Genomic DNA, 15936 nt, shown 5'->3' with positions numbered 1-15936 from the left:
CCTTTAGTAAACCTTTAGGCGTCACAAGTACTTGTTTGTAAAGACTTTTTATGGGTGAAAGTGAACCAATTTGGGACTATGGTGCACAGTGTTGGGGAGAAGGGGCTGTGGATTTGGGGATCAGGTGTACAGCAGTGAGGAAAAAGGGGTGTGGATTTGGGGCAGAGGTGAAGGGATTTGGGAGGGCCGCCTATTTTCGCCTTGGTGAAGGTTTTTGGGGCACTGGGAAGTGAACGTTTTTGGGGTGCTCCGCATGCCGCCGCCGGGCCACGACCCACAGGTGAATTGAAATGGGGAGATGTAATGGTGAACGGTTTTGGGGATGAGTTTGGGAAGATGCAACCAATGCGTTTCACCTTCATCCGGTTGTAAGGGCCACCTAGTGATTGCTGGCCTGCGATGAACCAAATGTGATTACTCACCTCAGATCATCTCCAGGAGAAAGGTGAAGAAAATTGGGGGGCGAGATAGGTGAACGGTGTTGGGGAAGAATCCGAAGTGTCCCCTAACATTGATGCACCATCGGTGCAAAGGTGAAATGCATTGGGTTGCTTAGGGTGAACTGATTTGGGGAAAAGCGCCGGAGCTCTTGTATTGCGTGAGAAAGCCAACCAAAAACGTTCACCTTTCTGGAGGGGATTCCTAACTGGAGGGGCGTAGGGCAGAAAGGTGCATGAATTTGGGTAGCTCTCTTCGCTCGCTGGTGAACGAATTTGGGGTAGGCGGTATCCCAGGACGCGCAGATAAGTCTGTGGAAACTAAGACTTTTCAGCAAGGTGATGGTGGCAACCATCGGCACCGAAAGCCCTTGATAGGTGAACGCACAATGTCTAAGATTTCACCCATCACGAATCGCGGATGCATCGATGGCTAAGGGAAAGCCGAGTCAGAAGGCCGGACAGATAGCGCTGTTTCAACAGCCAGAGGTGCCGGAGCCGTTTAAGAAGGCCGTCCAAGCCATCCACGTGTCTCCCGTGGGTGGGGCGCTAACCTTGCAGCAGCGACGCCTTTTCAATGCCCTCATCAAGAACGCGATCGAGCTTCGCCTCGGTCAGAACGGGCCCGTGGACACTTTTCAGATCTCCATACCGGAGATGATGTCGAACCTCGCACTGACGACGAAAGACACTGGCTACATCAAGGAGACCGCGAAGTCCTTGATGCGCACGGTCGTGGATTGGGATCAACTCAACAGCGACGGCACGGCGACTTGGACTGGTTCTACCTTGCTTGCCGGTGCGAAGATCACCGGATCCTTGCTCTCTTATTCGTTCGCGCCTCAGATTCGGGAGGAGTTGCTCAATCCAGAGCGCTACGCAATGATCGACATGCGTATTGCGCGGCTCTTCCGACGAGCTCACTCGCTGGCGCTCTGGGAGAACACGGTTCGCTATGAGCGCGTCGGTATGACTGCGAAGATCCCCTTGAATGTTTTCCGGAACCTTATCCTCGGCAGGGAGGAGGGTGAAACGAAATACAAGGAATACAAGATCTTCAAGCGCGCAGTCCTCAACCCGTGCATAGCGGAGATTTGTGAGGTATCCGATCACAATATCGAGCTCATCGAGCATAAGGTCGGGAGGTCCGTGGCGGAACTCCAGTTCAAGATCTCACGCAAGGAATCGAGCGCGCCCGAGGATGAAGGGTTCGGCGAATTGATCCAGGCGATGGTGAAACTCGGCCTGCCGTCGAGCGAGGCTCGCAAGCTTGCTAAAACGCATGGAACCGAGCCGGTCCGAGAGGCATTGGCCTATGTTCGAGCGCGTCAAGCAAAGAAGAACGCGCCTGCTATCGACAACGTGCCAGCCTACTTCCGGAAGGCGCTTGCCGAGGCGTGGGGTAAAGGGATGGCAAAGCAAGACGCAGCTAAAGAAGAAGCTGCACAGCCGAAGCCTAAGGCCACCTCTCCAGCCGAAGCGATGGAACTGCTTATCGCTGCCCGCTTGCCGCAAGCCAACGAGTACTTTGCTGAACTCGCTGCAGAGGAACAGGCTCAGCTAATCGAAGGTTACAACAGCCAATGCGCTGCGGCGGACCTCCGTCTTAGCGCATCGAAGCGGCCCAGCAAGCTCGCACAAACGAGCTTCTACCGTTGGCTCGCGGATCAGACATGGGGGCAGCCATCCTCCGATGATGTCCTGAATTTCATTCTCACAGGTAAGACGGGCATCTAGGCGCGAAGGAGGGGCGATAGCGCAGCTCATCCCTAGGACGTAACTGGAAGACTTGACTACGCTAGCCCAGCTTCGACAACGAACCGAGATGTTGGATTCTTCCTGGCGGTCGACAACGTCATGAGCTGGCGCGCGCGAGTGACCGCAACGTAGAAAAGCCTCCGTTCCTCATCTTCCGTGCTTCCATCGTCAGGAATGACAGTCTCCTCCAACCTGATGAGGGCAGTGTGATCCCATTCCAGGCCCTTGGAAGAGTGAAAGGTGGTGAGGACCAATGCGTCGGGTGCTGCCTCGTTGTTGGTACGCCGCAGAAAGTCCAGCCGATCCGAGAATCGACCGTTCAGCCGGGACAGCACATCATAAGTTGTGTTGATCGAGCGCTTCCCCGGATCTTTCGTTGCCCACTTCAACATCCACTCGTAAGCGCCGTCCAAAACCAGCGCGTGGAAGCCCCTTGCGCAGAGAGATCGCCATTCCATCAACCGCTTGTTCAGATCCAAATACTTAATGGCGGCATCCTCGCTTACGCTCGCTGCGAGCAGGTCCCTTTTGGTCGTGGTCGCTACGACCTTCATCGAGGCGAAGATTCCCTGAAGCATCTGGAGGTCGGAAACTCCGATCCCAGAGTATCCGAGCATCGCGTCCAGTCCGTTAGTGCCGGATTGTTCGATAAGCTCAAGGAGGTTGCCGAACAGGGCCGACTCCGGACGGTCAAGGATGGACCGTCCAGCAGCGCGGTGATACTTGACGCCATGCGATCGACAAATCGCTTCTACCGGGTCAAGAATTCGGTTTGTTCGCGCTAGTATCGCAGCGCTCTTGCCAGCACGAACTGCCGACGACATTGCTTCGACCGCAGCTATCGCTTCCTTGTACTCATCATCGTGGCGTTGGAATCCCACATTTCCACCCGGACCTTTGAAGGAGACTAGGTCCTTCACAATGCGGTCCCGGTTGTTCCTAATCACTTTGTCCGCAACAGTTAGAATCTCCGAGTGCGAACGATAGTTCGTCCCCAGCACAACCTGGCGCGCTTCAAACTCTTTTGCAAAGGTATCGATCCCTCTTTTGCCCATTGCGGATCGGAAGCAAAAAATAGTTTGGTCGTCGTCCGCTACGACAACGGTTGCGGATCCAGCGCGCGCATGTATTCCGGTCCATTCAGTCTGAAGTGGGTCCGCGTCCTGGAATTCGTCCACCAACAAGGCGTCGACAGCGAAAGGCTTGATCGTACCGGCACGCATGCCGCTGACGGCCTGTCGCATCAGGTCTTGAAAGTCCAGCCTGCCGTTGCGCTCAATCGCTTGCTGGTAAGCCGCGCAAAGCTGGCCTTCAGTGGTATCGGCGGGCGGGGGGGCCAGATCAGTCTTACACTTTTCGATCGCAGATATTGCGTCCTCGAGTTTCCATTCCAGACCCATGTCCTGAAGCAGCTGCAAAACTAATGCCGCGCGCTCGCCATCGGTGGCGATATCTGGCCTCTTGCCGGCCGCCGATGAAAGCTGTTTATATGCTAACGAATGAAAGGTGCCGGCAATGAGACGACCTTTTGCGGCAGGCCCAGTGAGCCCCAATATGCGGTCGCGAAGTTCGACCGCGGCATCCTTGCTGAACGTCACGGCACCCACCCTAACATTGGGCCGCTCAAGTAGCACAGCAGCCTTGGCGGATATCGTTGCAGTCTTGCCCGCACCGGGCACTGCTACGGCAATGCAATGCCCCTCATGCTCCACGACTTCACGTTGGGCGGGATTCAACCTTGCGAGGACGTCGGCTAGAGACATGGTGAAGTGCTATGACAGGGTCGACTGGCGAGAGGGAGGTGGCCTAGTTCGGTGACTAATGGTGATCGAGTGACACCAAGTCACCGTTCCGGAGACCTGGTGTCAGAAGCGTGGAGGAGACGAAGTGGAATTTCGTGACGGTACGAGTGACAGAATGACGGGTTGGCATACAAGCGGCGACAAACCGGACATATGCCCACTGCAGTGATCAGACCGCCCGTACGGTCTCCATCAGCTTCAGGTGGGTCGTGAAGCTGCGCAGGCCGAGCGGCTGGAACTTGCGGAGAAACCTGGTGACCTCCTCGTTGACGTCGGTCTGATCGCGGATGCCGTTCCACACCATGAAGTCGAACTCATCCATGGTCTTGTCGAACTTGATCAGAACCTGCAGTGCGCGGACCGCAAAGCGCGCGTAGGCCTGCACCTCGAGATCGATGGCCGGCCGCACAATCTCCGGCCGGAAGACATAGTCCCCCTTCGCGATCATGTCCTTCTCGCGCTGCTCGCGGTATGCCGTTGCCACGCGTAGCTGCTCGTCGACATACTCCTCGATCCTTACCATCTCGGTTTCGAGATATTTCTCGATGGTTGCCAGCTCGGCGCGGGAGAAGGTGTTCTGGCCGAATCGCTGGAGATTCAGCGACATGCGGTTCATGTACGGCCACCATTGCTCGAACAGCGGACGCAGACGCGTGTGATTGATCTTGAGGCCGACCACGACCACTGCTGCGCCGGAAAGCTGACGCGTGAGGATCTGCATGCCAAGCTCGCGACGGCGTCGTACGATCGCCTGGCGGTCCTCGGGCGACAGTTCGCGAAAGCGCTTGCGTGTGCGTTCGACTTCCGCCTTCTTCGCATCGGCATCGGCCGTGCTGATGATGCCTTCGGCGCGCAGAGCGTCGGCCGACGCGGCCATCTGCGTCAGTTCGGTTTCCACATCTTCGGGCGGCGTGCCCGAAACGCCAGTGCCGCCGATCGACGCATTGGCGTCGCCCTCGGGAAGAAGATCGTCGGCCAAGGCTTCGGAAGCTGCGCCGAACTCAACGGTCGTTGTCATGTTGATATCTCCGGTTGAATGGCCAGCAAGTGGCCGAATAGGTTGGTAGTAAATTGACGCGGGCTAACGCCCGACGTGGAATGCGGAAGCGAGACGCCAGCTCAGCATGCCGACGATGGCAACGCCGACGGTCCACCAGTACGCAATGATCGGAAGCGGCAGCAGCAGGGCCGACGCTCCGAACCCGAAGCTCACGAGCAGGCCATGTGCCGCCACGTGGAACGACACGGGGTTAGCGAACCCCGCGGACGCGGCTCGGATCCTGCGCGACACGGCACCGTCATTGAGCAGGGCCGCGAGGAACACGAGTCCGCCAAACGCCCAGTACTGCGCCACGGACGCCCGGTAGACGCCGCGGTAGATCGTGAGCCAGAAGTTGCGCATCCAGTTGCGTCCGAGCCGCGCTGCTCCGCCATCAGACAGCATCGTCTCGGTGTCGGAGCCTGAGAACGACGCCTTCACTGCGCCCGGTGCGACGAACCACCGAACAAATCGCTCATTGGCAACGGCGATGGTGTGGTCCGCCCGACGGGCACCGAGAACGCGGACCACTGACGATTGCTCGGCCTCGCTGATTTCGAAATCGGTCTTGTCAGGCAGGAATGGCGCTGTCGCGCAGATCATGAGAGGAGCGACGAGCAACCACAAACGGACGTGAGAAGCGAATCGACTGGCCATGTCTAGAGAAGCTTGCAGAGAATGAGGAAAGGCAACGCCGTAAGCGCGGCGATGGCTGCGATCAGGAGCTGGGGCCGGCGTACCGAGATGCCGATGAGGGCGAACGGCAGCGCGCGGCCATCAACCAGATCATCGGGCGCAGACGTATCCCCTTGGTTAGGGTTGACGTGCCAAGCATGAATCGCTGCCGCGACGGACGGCTCGAGTTTGAGCAGGTGCACGGCGATGCCGGTCGCGACTCGCCCGGCAAGCTTCGCGGGATAAGCACGCACGGTGGCAAGGTGCATGTGAGCGTCAGTGTGAAAAGTTGCCAGCGACATCGTAGTCCTCGAAGTACCTAGTGAAGGTGTATCCAGTCAGCACGCGTGCCGCCAGCTGGAATGCGGCGCAGCGTTGGGAGACCTTGCCGGGGGTGGGCTCGTCCACCATCTGGCAAACGTAGCCGGACGGCTGGCGTTGCTCGAACTCGGGGATAGATTCCTGGTAGGGGTACCAGACGTGGTAGCGCTCGCCCCTGAAGGCGGCATAGCGCTTGACGTACAAATCGGGGGCGCGGCTGAAGAGCCCTTTCATGAAGGCAACGTTGGCGTCCCCGTGTTTGCGTGCCAGCCGCCACGCCTGGATCGCGTCGGCGAGCATCTCGGCGACAAGCGGTTCCTCCCGGACGCGGAAGTTGACGCCGATGTAATCGACCACGCGCTTACAAATGTCGTCCAGGTCAGGCGACAGCGTGAAGATCGGTGTCAACTTGGTCGACATTCTGTACTGCTTAACGATCTGTCGGAAGAGAGAAGGGGAGGGCATTGGCAAATTAACCTTGAATGATCGGGACACGGCCCTGGTACACCGAACCGCCGGAGATGCGCAGGAAGTACTGCAGGTTCGGCAGCTGCATGATCAGTTCGGGCGGTATGAGAGGCGCCTTCTCGAGCTGAGTCGATCGCGACACGGAGCCGTTGAACTCGCCGACATGTGCCTCCGTACCGGTGCTCGTGCTGCTCGACACCACGATGTTCTGGATGGCGGTCGAACCCGCCTTCTCCGAGAACCAGTTCGCCGTGTCGATGTCTTCCAAGCGTAAAACGATCTGGTTGTTCAGATTGCCCAAAACCTGCTGCATTTTTGCGATGTTTCCGAGTTTCGCAGTCAGATCCGATCGTGTCTGGTAGGCGACAAACGCCTTGAAGCCTGCTCCACGGCCCTTGTTGAGGACCTGGATCACTTGTTCGTTGATGGCCTCAGCCACTTCGTCAATGATCAGCACAACCTCGGGCGGCTTCTCGTAGAAGTTGTAGATTGCGCCGGCGACCGACGCGATATCGGCGAGCAGCATGGACATGATGGCCTGCGCGACCAGCGCGTTCGAGAGCGAGTCGGCGCCGACATACAAAACGGCCTTCTGCTTGATCACTTTGTCGATGTCCCAGATCTCGCGGTCGTCGTCGAAGTCATCCGCTTTCGGCGCGAGCATCAGGCCGGTTTCGCCCGTTGCGAGCATCTGGAGCAGCGGTAGGGCGGAGGCGATGATCCGGCCGTAGTGGTCGCGATCGTGGTGGAACGTCGCAACGAGCCCGTCGATCGCTTCGTGGCCGAAGTCCTTGTTGGCGAAGCGCGCCATGTAGAGCTGGACCATGCCATCCAGCAGCGTACCGCCCGGTCGCTGGCCCGCTTTCTGCATATAGGTACTAGCCTCTTCTTCCCAGTCCGGCATCCCGGCTTCCGGGAAGAACCTGCGCAGCGCGCGGTCGAGCAGCTTGTTGATGCCGTTCTGCGCGTACTGGAGGATCGAGCGCAGATTGGGCTTGTCGCCAACGTAGAGCTCGCCTTTTACCGCCCGGTCGATAAACAGGAAGGCAAACTGACGGAAGGGGCCCTCTTCCATGAGCTGCGCGATGCGACTCGGAATTTCCGAAGGCTGTGACCAGTTCTCAATCGGATTCAAGCGGATCGACTGTGACGGTGCGGCTTGCTTCCAGTAAAGGAACTTACGTCCTGCACGCTCGCATTCCTTTTTGACACGCTTTACCCAATCGCCGTCGTTCTTCGGATCGATGATGATCAGAATGTCATTGGGACTGTGGATGACTTGAGTGGAGATGACCTCGTAGGTACGAGTCTTTCCCGACCCAGTTGTGCCGCTGACCGAAGTATGGCCGGGCATCGCTTTGTAGTGGAACGGCACCCAGGCCTTCTTGGGCTCCATGCCATGAATCCACGAGCGACCCTGTGGCATGGTGTCTGCGATGCTGTCCGCGGGTGCAAAGATCTTTTCGACACGTTCGACGATAGGCTCCGGCAGCCATTTGGGCAGGCCGGGAATGTCGCTGGATGGCATGCGCAGAATATCGTGTGCGATCTGGCAGTGACGCTGTGTCCATTCATATCCCAGTCCCAAGTACATGGCGTCCTGCTTGTTGCGCATGGATCGACTGATCTCCAAGAGATGGGCGATATGTACTACCGTCAGCCATTTTGTTGAAATCGCCATGCGAAATTTAAGCGCTCTCCACACCTGCAACGAGCGGAACGCAAACATTGCCAAGGCGAAGAGCGCGAAATAGCCTGCGTTCGGCATGCCGCTCATCAACAGGAGAATCATCGCGAGCGCCCAACCGACGAGGGCGCGGAACTCGAAGATTGGCCGGAAATGATTGATGTAGCTGCGCATTACGCCCCCTCCATGGGTGCGCCAGGCTGTTCAGCGATCAGCGCTGCCACCTTGTCGACGAGCAGGATGTCCGAGCCCACGACCTTATAGAGCAGGCTGAACTTGCGAAGGTTTTCCACCAGAGACTCCGACGCCATACCGTAGTTGCCGATCATTCGTTTGCTGATTGCAAGCTTGTTCTCGACCCACGACACCTTCGCTTTGCCGGCGGCGACGTCCTGGGCGAGAGCGCGGAAGAAGTCGCGCATGAGGTTCGACGTGCCGGCCAAGGCCTCGGCGAAGGGATCAGCGACTGTCTCCTTGTCGGTCGGCCGCACCGCGTCCACTGGCAGAGGCGAGGCGGCCGGGCCTACCGATGTCGGCGCGGCCGGGGATGCCGCTGCCGTAGGAGCGACGTCGGGGGAAGGGGTATTAGCCGGCGCGGCTCTCGCGCCGTCGTTGCTCTCGTCAACACGTGTCCCCTTGGCCGAGGCTGGTGTGGCTTCACCAAATGCCGCGAGCTCACTGGCGGGCGGGGCTGGCTTGGCGTCAGGCGCAAATGCTGCGCGACGTGACTTCACCTCAAACTGCGTGACCGTCTCGATCGCCTGCCGGGCGACCTTGTGGAGTAGCGTCTCCATGCCGGTGGGACGCGGTTCGGGATTGATGGCGCCAAAGAGGTCCGAGAGCACTACGGGATCGAAGCGCGAAAGACGCTCTGCCCCGAGGATTTCCCGTGCGAGCAATGCGGTTCTCATTCGCTCGATCGGCGTGGACTGCTCTCGTCGTTTAACCTGGTAGGTGCCGTCTCCCAGCCACACGCCGAAGGCGCCATGCGCGGCCGGGATCCACTCTTGGCCGTCGCTGTCCCGAAAAAACTGGAAATGGCGGCATGGTTCATCAAGCCGGGAACACCCTGCCGCGAGGAAGAGGGCATAGAGATACTGCGGCTCGAGGAGGCGGCGCCTCTCCGAGGGCTGATCGGCACCAAACTTCTGCGCCCCGGACAGTCGCATCGCGTAGTACGCCGCCTCAACCGTTGCGCGCATGGCGCCGCCTGGCTCTGCATGCTCGTCGGGCCTGAGCGGCATCGAGCCAAACCAACTTGCGCATGCGGTCAAGACGGACAGCCACTTCGCGTCGAATGCCGTACCGTCGGATTCGTTGGCGTACTGGCGAATGAGTTCGATGCGCTTCGCATGGCTCTGCATCAGCTCGGCGGTAGCCATCGATGTATGGGTGCTTGCGGTCATCGACTATTTGCGCTTTCCGGCAAGCTTGCCGCCAATGTTCCATGCTCCCCGGCCCAGCATCTTGACGCCACCGGTTCCGCTGATGCCGCCGCCAGTGCCGAAGAGAGAGCCTGCAATCTTCGGTATCTCCATGGCAATGAACACAAGAACAACTGCCACAGAGAGGGCGTAAGCGGCAGCAATGGTCGTGTCCGTACCGACATTTGTGATATCGGTGACGGTGCTCTGGAGCGTGCTTGAGACCAACTGAGCAATGATCGAGGCGACCACCAGGTACATGGACCCTGTCACCATATAGTCTAGCCACGCAAAGAAGTACTTTCGTGAAAGGTCGAACATTCCAAATGCGACGGCTAGCGGTCCTATGGCGATGCCCACGGCCACCATGAGGTGTCCTACCAGGATGAACCACGCGTAAATGAGGGCAGCAAGCAGGACAGCCAGCATGGCCATCAAGAAAGTGATCGCCGCAACGACGGCATCGATCAGTCGGAGCGGATTGCCAAGCGCGGCACTGAGAATTCGGATAATGGAGTCATAAAACTTTCCTCCCGTGCCTGCTAGCGTTGAAGGGAGGTCGTAGATGCTTACGCCGCCATTGAAGTTGGTTGCAATCTTGTCGAACCAAACGAAGATGCCCGGACCGAAGTCGGTGTAGCCGATGTATAGCGCAGTGAAGATACCGAGGATCAGTAATGCTTCCAACATGTCGGTCCACGCCGCGACAGCATCGTTAGTCGATGCAAAGCGCAGGCCGGCGAAGATGATCGCGAGGACGCCGAGTCCGAAGGCCACCTTGTCCGATTCCACGCGGACGCGATTGCTGAGGGCGGTAGCGCCAGAGATCAGTCCGTTGCGCATCTTGTCCATCCCGGCAAGCGCCTTCTTGACGCCCGCGCCGATATCGCCAGGTTGCGATGCGGCGGCTGTCTGCTGCGGCGCGCTAGCGGTGCCCCCGGCGGAGTCGTTGCCTTCGCCAGCCGTAGCGCCTCTGGCCAGAGCGGATGTCATGATGAGGAACAGCAGGATGGCGATCGATGACAGCGCCGTACGCACCCTCATGGCCGTCGATTGAGTCATCATTTCAGGTTCAGAATTTTTTGGCGCTGCGCCTCACGATCGCTCTGTAGTTGTTTCGCCAGCTCGGCCGATTCGGATTCCACGGCCAATGACTTCTGTTCATTGTCAGCGTCTGACTGCGTCTTGGCGCTCATCAGCTTGAGGAGATCGGCACTCTGGCTCGCCAGGACGTCGAGCATCTGGTTAGTCGTTTGCGCGGCAGCCTGCGCCGTGGGCGTGAGTTTCATTTGCTTCTGAATCTTCTCGCGCCGCTTGGCCAAGGCCTCTGTGTTCTTGAATACATCGGCGCCGAGCTTGAACAGATTCTGAGCGGTCTTGTTCCCGTTGCTTAGCAGCGTGACTTGATCCTCGAGCCATTGACCTTGCGTCTTGCCGGATGCCGACATGAGGCTACGAACGCGGTTCAGATAGTCAGTATTGCCGGAAAGACCACCATACAAATCTACGAGAACGTTGCCATAGTCCTCGTACTTGCTGATCTCGTCGCTCAACGCGTCGAGCTGCTCTGATAGTTCCTGCGAATCCAGGCCAGTCGCCTGGAGCAGCTGATTTGCCATCATCTTGTACTGATAGACGATGTTGGTGTTCTGGTAGACCTCGTCCTTCACCGATTGGAGGGCAGTCATAGTGGTCTGCACGAGATTGACCCAGTCGATGACCGGCAAGCCGCCTGCGTGCGCCAGCGAGCTGAACGCCAGGGAGGCCGCCGTCGCGGCCTTGATGATCCATCTTTTCATTCGCTGCATCTCCTTAGGCGACGCGCGAGAGCATCTCGCGCACGTAGTGTTGTTGCCAGTCGGCGTGACCGGACGCGTGATGACGATCGAGGATGGCCTGCGCGACGCCATCCGATCGGAGCATGGCGACCATCTCTTCGGAGAACGTGCTCTGAAGCATGCGGGTCTGCGATCGAGTGATCCAGAGATAGTCGCGGTTGGGAACGGCGTCGTTGATCATCTGAATCTGGTCGTCGGTGAGGCCGAACTTGTCCTTGTAAAGGTCCTTGCTCGTGTTGGCCTGACTGTTGGGTAGGTAGATCAGGTTCCCGACGTTGTCCTTCAGAATCTCGAAGTCTGGAATGCGCTCCACCTGGCGCAGCGACTGGGTCGCCATCCAGATGGCACCGTTGAGCTTTCGAATCGTGGTGATCCACGTCTCGAGCCGCTTGTAGAAGCGCGGGTGCTGGAAGAAGAACCCCGCTTCTTCGACCTCGATGATCGTGTAGCGCAGTCCGTCCATGGACTGGCTGATCCGATAGAACGCGTAATCGACGAAGAGGGCGGCTGCACGGGGGTACTTCTCGAACAGGTCGCCCATCTCGATGGACAGGTTGTCGCTGACCGCAAAGGCGTCGTCGGCGTGGTCGAAGAAGTGGCCGTATTGGCCGCCCTTGATCCAGATCTGCAGCCGCTCGCGAAGCTCGTCGTGCAATTGCGTGGACAGATTGCCGAGCGTCCAGAGTTCGGGACTGTAGGTCGAAAGGATCTTCACGGCCTCGAAGACATCCTGCGTCTGCTGCGGCGAGAGGGAGAAGTTCTCGTCCTCGAGAGCCAGCGTCACCCACTCCGTGACATAGGTGAAGTTCGTTGGGTCGCCAAGTAGCGAGAGCGGGTTAGCGTGCGTCGCGGTTTGGAACTTGCCGGTGACATCCACGAAGGCCCCGCCGCTGAGTAGCGTCGGAATGCGCGTCGAGCGGTCCTTGTCGAAGCGGATCCGGCGTGCGCCGTGGCGGCCCGCCTGCGACACAAGAAAGTTCAGGAATACCGACTTGCCGGCGCCGATCGGACCGATCACGAGCAGGTGCCCGTTGCCGCCAGGCTGGTGAAGGTCGACGCGCTGCGCGGTCTTGTGGCGGGTAGGCAGGCAAGTGAGCGGTGGTATGTCCCGTCCCGCCTTCTCGGACAGCCAGTTGTTGCGTGTCGGCCCCGGCATGACCGAGCATACCGGTGCAATATCGGAGACGGCAGGTGTTTCGACAAACTGCAGGCGACGTTGCTTGTCCCAGCGACCGGGCAGGGTGCTGTTCCATGCCGGCATGAGATTGGCCTTCTCGCGGATCGCGCCGAACCCCGCATTGGTCAGGGCGCCGACGACTTCGCTGATCGCATCCTCGCATTCGGCTTCGGTCTCGCCGTAGACGATGATGGAGATGTTGGCGAAACCGTGCTGCGTGCCTTCGGCGGTCAGGCGCTTGAGCGCGAAGCCGGCTTCCTTAGCCAGCTCCTCGCGGCCTTCGTCGTTCTCGGGCTCTTCCTTGCCAAAGTACTGCTTGAGAATCGCCCCAACATTGAGCGCCGCCATCTTATAGAAGCGGCGCACCTTCTCGATATAGGCCGACGCCCGCGCGGTGTCGAGGAAGCGGAACATGATGCAGACATCGAGCTCGGCATCGATCTGCATGAGGCTGTCCAGTGCCGCTTCCTGGAAGGCAAGCCATTCCTTGACCGAGACGATGCCGGCGTAGCGCTTGCCGTGCGCCGACTCGAACAGCAGGCGCTCCGCGCCAACCGTCACCTCGGATTCGGTCAGATGGGTGTCGAGTAGCGTGACCGGGTAGCGGATACGCCGGGGCGGCGCGCTCGGATTGGCGGCCTGGTGCAAGGCCGCATAGCTGTCCTGCATGGCGAGGCGGTTGAGCTTGAGACGCGGAACGCCACCGGTGAACGCATCGATCATCGCTTCAAAGCGCCGCGTGTCTGCCTGCATCTTCTCCATGTCGAAGGCGAAGGCGCTGCGTGCGAACACCGTATCCTTTGTCGCCTCAAAGATGGAGGCGTAGACAGACTTGCCGCCGACGGTCATGTGATGCCCGACCTTGTCGAAGAACTTCGCCACCCCAGTTTCGGGCGTGTACGCGATCGCAAGCGAATGCGCGTTCCGAAAATACTTTCCGGACGTGAGGTGCGCCTTGTTCAGTGCGTCGAGGCGCGCATCCGCGGCTTCCGAGAACTCGCCACCGACATACGCGTGCGCGCGCCGATGGCTGAGCTTCCACCACGCGGTGATACGGTTGTCGAACGACTTGCACGCCTGATCCAGCTGGTTGCGGGCCGCCTCGATGTCCCCACTGTTGGGGCTGTCGGCATCCACGCCATGAAAGTCGAAGTTGGCAAGCAGTGAGCCATCCTTGTTCAGGATGAGCTCGGGCGTAATGGAGGTGAGCCACGGCGCCACTTCGTAGAGCGGACGGCGATTGATCTTCAGCATGGCAGGTCGCTGTCAAAGCCATAGGGGCGGCGGAAAAGCGCATGGAGCTTGCCGTGCCACGGGCGCGACTCGTACACATCACCGTAGGTGTTGTAGACGCTGAGGATCTGGTTCCACCACGGATCGCGGGAGGTGAGCCAGCGCAGCAACGCGTGGAAGGCCATGCCCATCAGCACGACGGCGACCGGGATCTTCCAGCCGCTGCGAAAGGTCACGTAGACCAGGAGCGCGACGATGGTGCCGTTGGCGATCGCGAGGCCGCGCACCGCGCCGCCGATCTGGCGTGGCCGTGAGAGCCCGATGCTGACGTGATGCTTGCGCATGTCAGATTCCCGAGCAGGCCTTCGCGACGCCGAGTACCGTCATGATCGACGGCGCAGCCGCCGCGAGGCCGACGCCGATACAGATCACCGACACGAACTTCATGATGGTCGACTCCGAATTGGCGATACCGATCGCGCCCAGCACGATGAGGATGAGGCCCGCCACGAACAGGTACTTCGTGTTGATGAAGGTGGCGATCCCGCAGATGAACTCGCCGAGTGACGAGAGCGCGGCGAGTTCTGCGGCCGCAGCAGAACTGGCAATCGCCATCAGGACAGTTGTGGCCAGGGCCTGTTGGACTTGCTTGCGCGTCACAGCTGCGCGGACGTTGGACAGAAGAGACATGCGGTAAGAACTCCGTGTGGTTAAAAGACGCGCTCGACAACATAGTCGTTGCCGCGGATGCCTTTGACTTCGATGATTTCGGAGACATGGCGCATCTCGCCGGTGCGCTTCATGTGGATGACGTAGTGGATGCAGTCGGCGACGAGCTTGCGCATGTCCTCGACCTTCCAGCCGGAGCCCGGCGGAATTCCGAGAAGGGCCATGCTTTCGAGGCGTGAGAGGGCCGCGCGCGCGTTTGGTGCGTGAAGCGAGCCCATGCCGCCGTCGTGGCCGGTGTTGAATGCCTGGAGCATGTCGTACGCTTCGCCGCCGCGCACCTCGCCAACAAGGATGCGATCGGGGCGAAAGCGCAGCGACAGCGCTACAAGATGCTGGGTGCTGACGCCCTTGTCGCTGTTCGACAGAAGCCGGACCAGATTGGGGACGCGCGGCTTCAGTTCCTGTGTGTCTTCAATCGTCAGCACGCGTTCATCGCCTGGAATGACTTCGACCAGGGCGTTCAGGAAGGTGGTCTTGCCAGACGACGTGCCGCCTGCAACGAGAATGTTCTTGCGTTGTCTCACCAGCTGCGACAGGGCTTCCATCAGCGACTCGTCTTCGACCGGTCCGGAGAAGATGGGACGATCGGTATCGATGTGCCGCGCGTGCTTGGCGGAGAAGGCGCCGGCCGCGACGTAGTCTTTGAGAGACAGATTGCGTTCCTGATGCCTGCGGATGCTCAGGGCATGACCGCCAATGGCGGTGGGCGCCATCACCGCGGCGATACGCAGACCCTTGTGCCCAGCGTTGATGATTCCCTGCGAGGTGCCACGCACCGCCGATTTCTGTACTGAGGAAGCAAGGGATCGAATGGCGCCTTCGAGCTTTGCGGGCTCGATGCTTACATCCAGTCGAGTCATGACGCCACGGCGCTCGACCCATACATTGTCGTGGCGGTTGATCATGACTTCGGCCACGTCCGGCGCGGTCATGTGCTCACGGATGGGTGCCAGCGATTCGAAGAACATGCCGACGGCACTCTCTTCGAGTTGACTGAGCTGCAGGAGCGGGTGATTGGCGGAGGAATCCATGCCCGCTATTGTTGGCAGGCAATCGACGGCGTGGAGGCCGGAAAGCTATGCCATTTTGCGTAGCTTTCTGGGATCGGCCGGAAATGTGGCATCCCAACGCATTATGGATAGCAATGCGCGGGTGGCCATCGATCGTGTCGCCACGGACTGGCTAGGTCCCGAAAGTATGAGCATGCTCACCCTATTTCCGCAGTAAGCTCATATAAAAATGTGAGGTTACTGGGTTAAGCACACCCCAAAACGTGACTTTGCGGAGGTTGAAGGAGAGCACGATGAGCGCTGTCTGGCGATCGGCGCGCGGTTCCGGATGCCACATC

General features: G+C 59.4%; 14 protein-coding genes. 1 reads left to right on the top strand and 13 read right to left on the bottom strand.

Annotated elements, in window-relative coordinates:
• The first annotated feature begins 866 nt into the window (after positions 1-866).
• Positions 867-2174 (top strand): replication initiation protein, encoded by a 1308-nt coding sequence (locus DFLDMN_RS30950; protein WP_423200754.1) that lies wholly within the window; start codon positions 867-869, stop codon positions 2172-2174.
• Positions 2175-2230: 56 nt separating this feature from the next.
• Here the strand turns inward: DFLDMN_RS30950 and DFLDMN_RS30945 are convergent, their stop codons facing one another.
• The 13 genes from DFLDMN_RS30945 to DFLDMN_RS30885 form a co-directional block, all read right to left on the bottom strand.
• Positions 2231-3958 (bottom strand): ATP-dependent helicase, encoded by a 1728-nt coding sequence (locus DFLDMN_RS30945; protein ID WP_423200753.1) that lies wholly within the window; start codon positions 3956-3958, stop codon positions 2231-2233.
• A 208-nt stretch (positions 3959-4166) separates the two neighbouring features.
• Positions 4167-5015: an ATPase gene (locus tag DFLDMN_RS30940; RefSeq protein ID WP_423200752.1), complete on the bottom strand. Its 849-nt coding sequence runs from the start codon at positions 5013-5015 to the stop codon at positions 4167-4169.
• A 63-nt stretch (positions 5016-5078) separates the two neighbouring features.
• Entirely contained in the window at positions 5079-5693 is a 615-nt protein-coding gene (locus tag DFLDMN_RS30935) for a DUF4400 domain-containing protein (protein WP_423200751.1), read from the bottom strand.
• Positions 5694-5695: 2 nt separating this feature from the next.
• Positions 5696-5980 (bottom strand): hypothetical protein, encoded by a 285-nt coding sequence (locus DFLDMN_RS30930; protein WP_423200750.1) that lies wholly within the window; start codon positions 5978-5980, stop codon positions 5696-5698.
• A 7-nt stretch (positions 5981-5987) separates the two neighbouring features.
• A complete protein-coding gene (locus DFLDMN_RS30925; protein ID WP_423200749.1) occupies positions 5988-6452 on the bottom strand; it encodes a hypothetical protein in 465 nt (154 codons plus the stop codon).
• A 52-nt stretch (positions 6453-6504) separates the two neighbouring features.
• Positions 6505-8361, bottom strand: coding sequence for a conjugative transfer system coupling protein TraD (gene traD, locus DFLDMN_RS30920; protein WP_423200748.1), 1857 nt, complete (start codon positions 8359-8361; stop codon positions 6505-6507).
• Positions 8361-9593 (bottom strand): TraI domain-containing protein, encoded by a 1233-nt coding sequence (locus tag DFLDMN_RS30915; protein ID WP_423200747.1) that lies wholly within the window; start codon positions 9591-9593, stop codon positions 8361-8363. The genes traD and DFLDMN_RS30915 overlap by 1 nt, the downstream gene beginning before the upstream one ends.
• A 3-nt stretch (positions 9594-9596) precedes the next feature.
• Positions 9597-10676 (bottom strand): type IV secretion system protein, encoded by a 1080-nt coding sequence (locus DFLDMN_RS30910; protein ID WP_423200746.1) that lies wholly within the window; start codon positions 10674-10676, stop codon positions 9597-9599.
• On the bottom strand, positions 10673-11410 hold the full coding sequence (locus tag DFLDMN_RS30905) for a conjugal transfer protein TrbJ (protein WP_423200745.1): 738 nt from the start codon (positions 11408-11410) through the stop codon (positions 10673-10675). Before DFLDMN_RS30905 ends, DFLDMN_RS30910 begins: the two co-directional genes overlap by 4 nt.
• A gap of 13 nt (positions 11411-11423) precedes the next feature.
• Positions 11424-13880: a VirB4 family type IV secretion system protein gene (locus tag DFLDMN_RS30900; protein WP_423200744.1), complete on the bottom strand. Its 2457-nt coding sequence runs from the start codon at positions 13878-13880 to the stop codon at positions 11424-11426.
• Positions 13874-14203 carry a conjugal transfer protein gene (locus tag DFLDMN_RS30895; protein WP_423200743.1) on the bottom strand — a complete coding sequence of 110 codons (330 nt, stop codon included), beginning with the start codon at positions 14201-14203 and terminating at the stop codon, positions 13874-13876. The genes DFLDMN_RS30900 and DFLDMN_RS30895 overlap by 7 nt, the downstream gene beginning before the upstream one ends.
• Position 14204: 1 nt before the next feature.
• Positions 14205-14549, bottom strand: a complete 345-nt coding sequence (locus tag DFLDMN_RS30890; RefSeq protein WP_423200742.1) for a prepilin — start codon at positions 14547-14549, stop codon at positions 14205-14207.
• A gap of 20 nt (positions 14550-14569) precedes the next feature.
• Positions 14570-15619, bottom strand: a complete 1050-nt coding sequence (locus DFLDMN_RS30885; protein ID WP_423200741.1) for a CpaF family protein — start codon at positions 15617-15619, stop codon at positions 14570-14572.
• Positions 15620-15936 lie beyond the last annotated feature (317 nt).

The sequence above is a fragment of the Cupriavidus sp. H19C3 genome, from assembly GCF_049393815.1.
GTDB lineage: Bacteria > Pseudomonadota > Gammaproteobacteria > Burkholderiales > Burkholderiaceae > Cupriavidus.
Note: the sequence above shows the minus strand (reverse complement) of the source record. Positions and strands in the feature narration are given on the sequence as shown.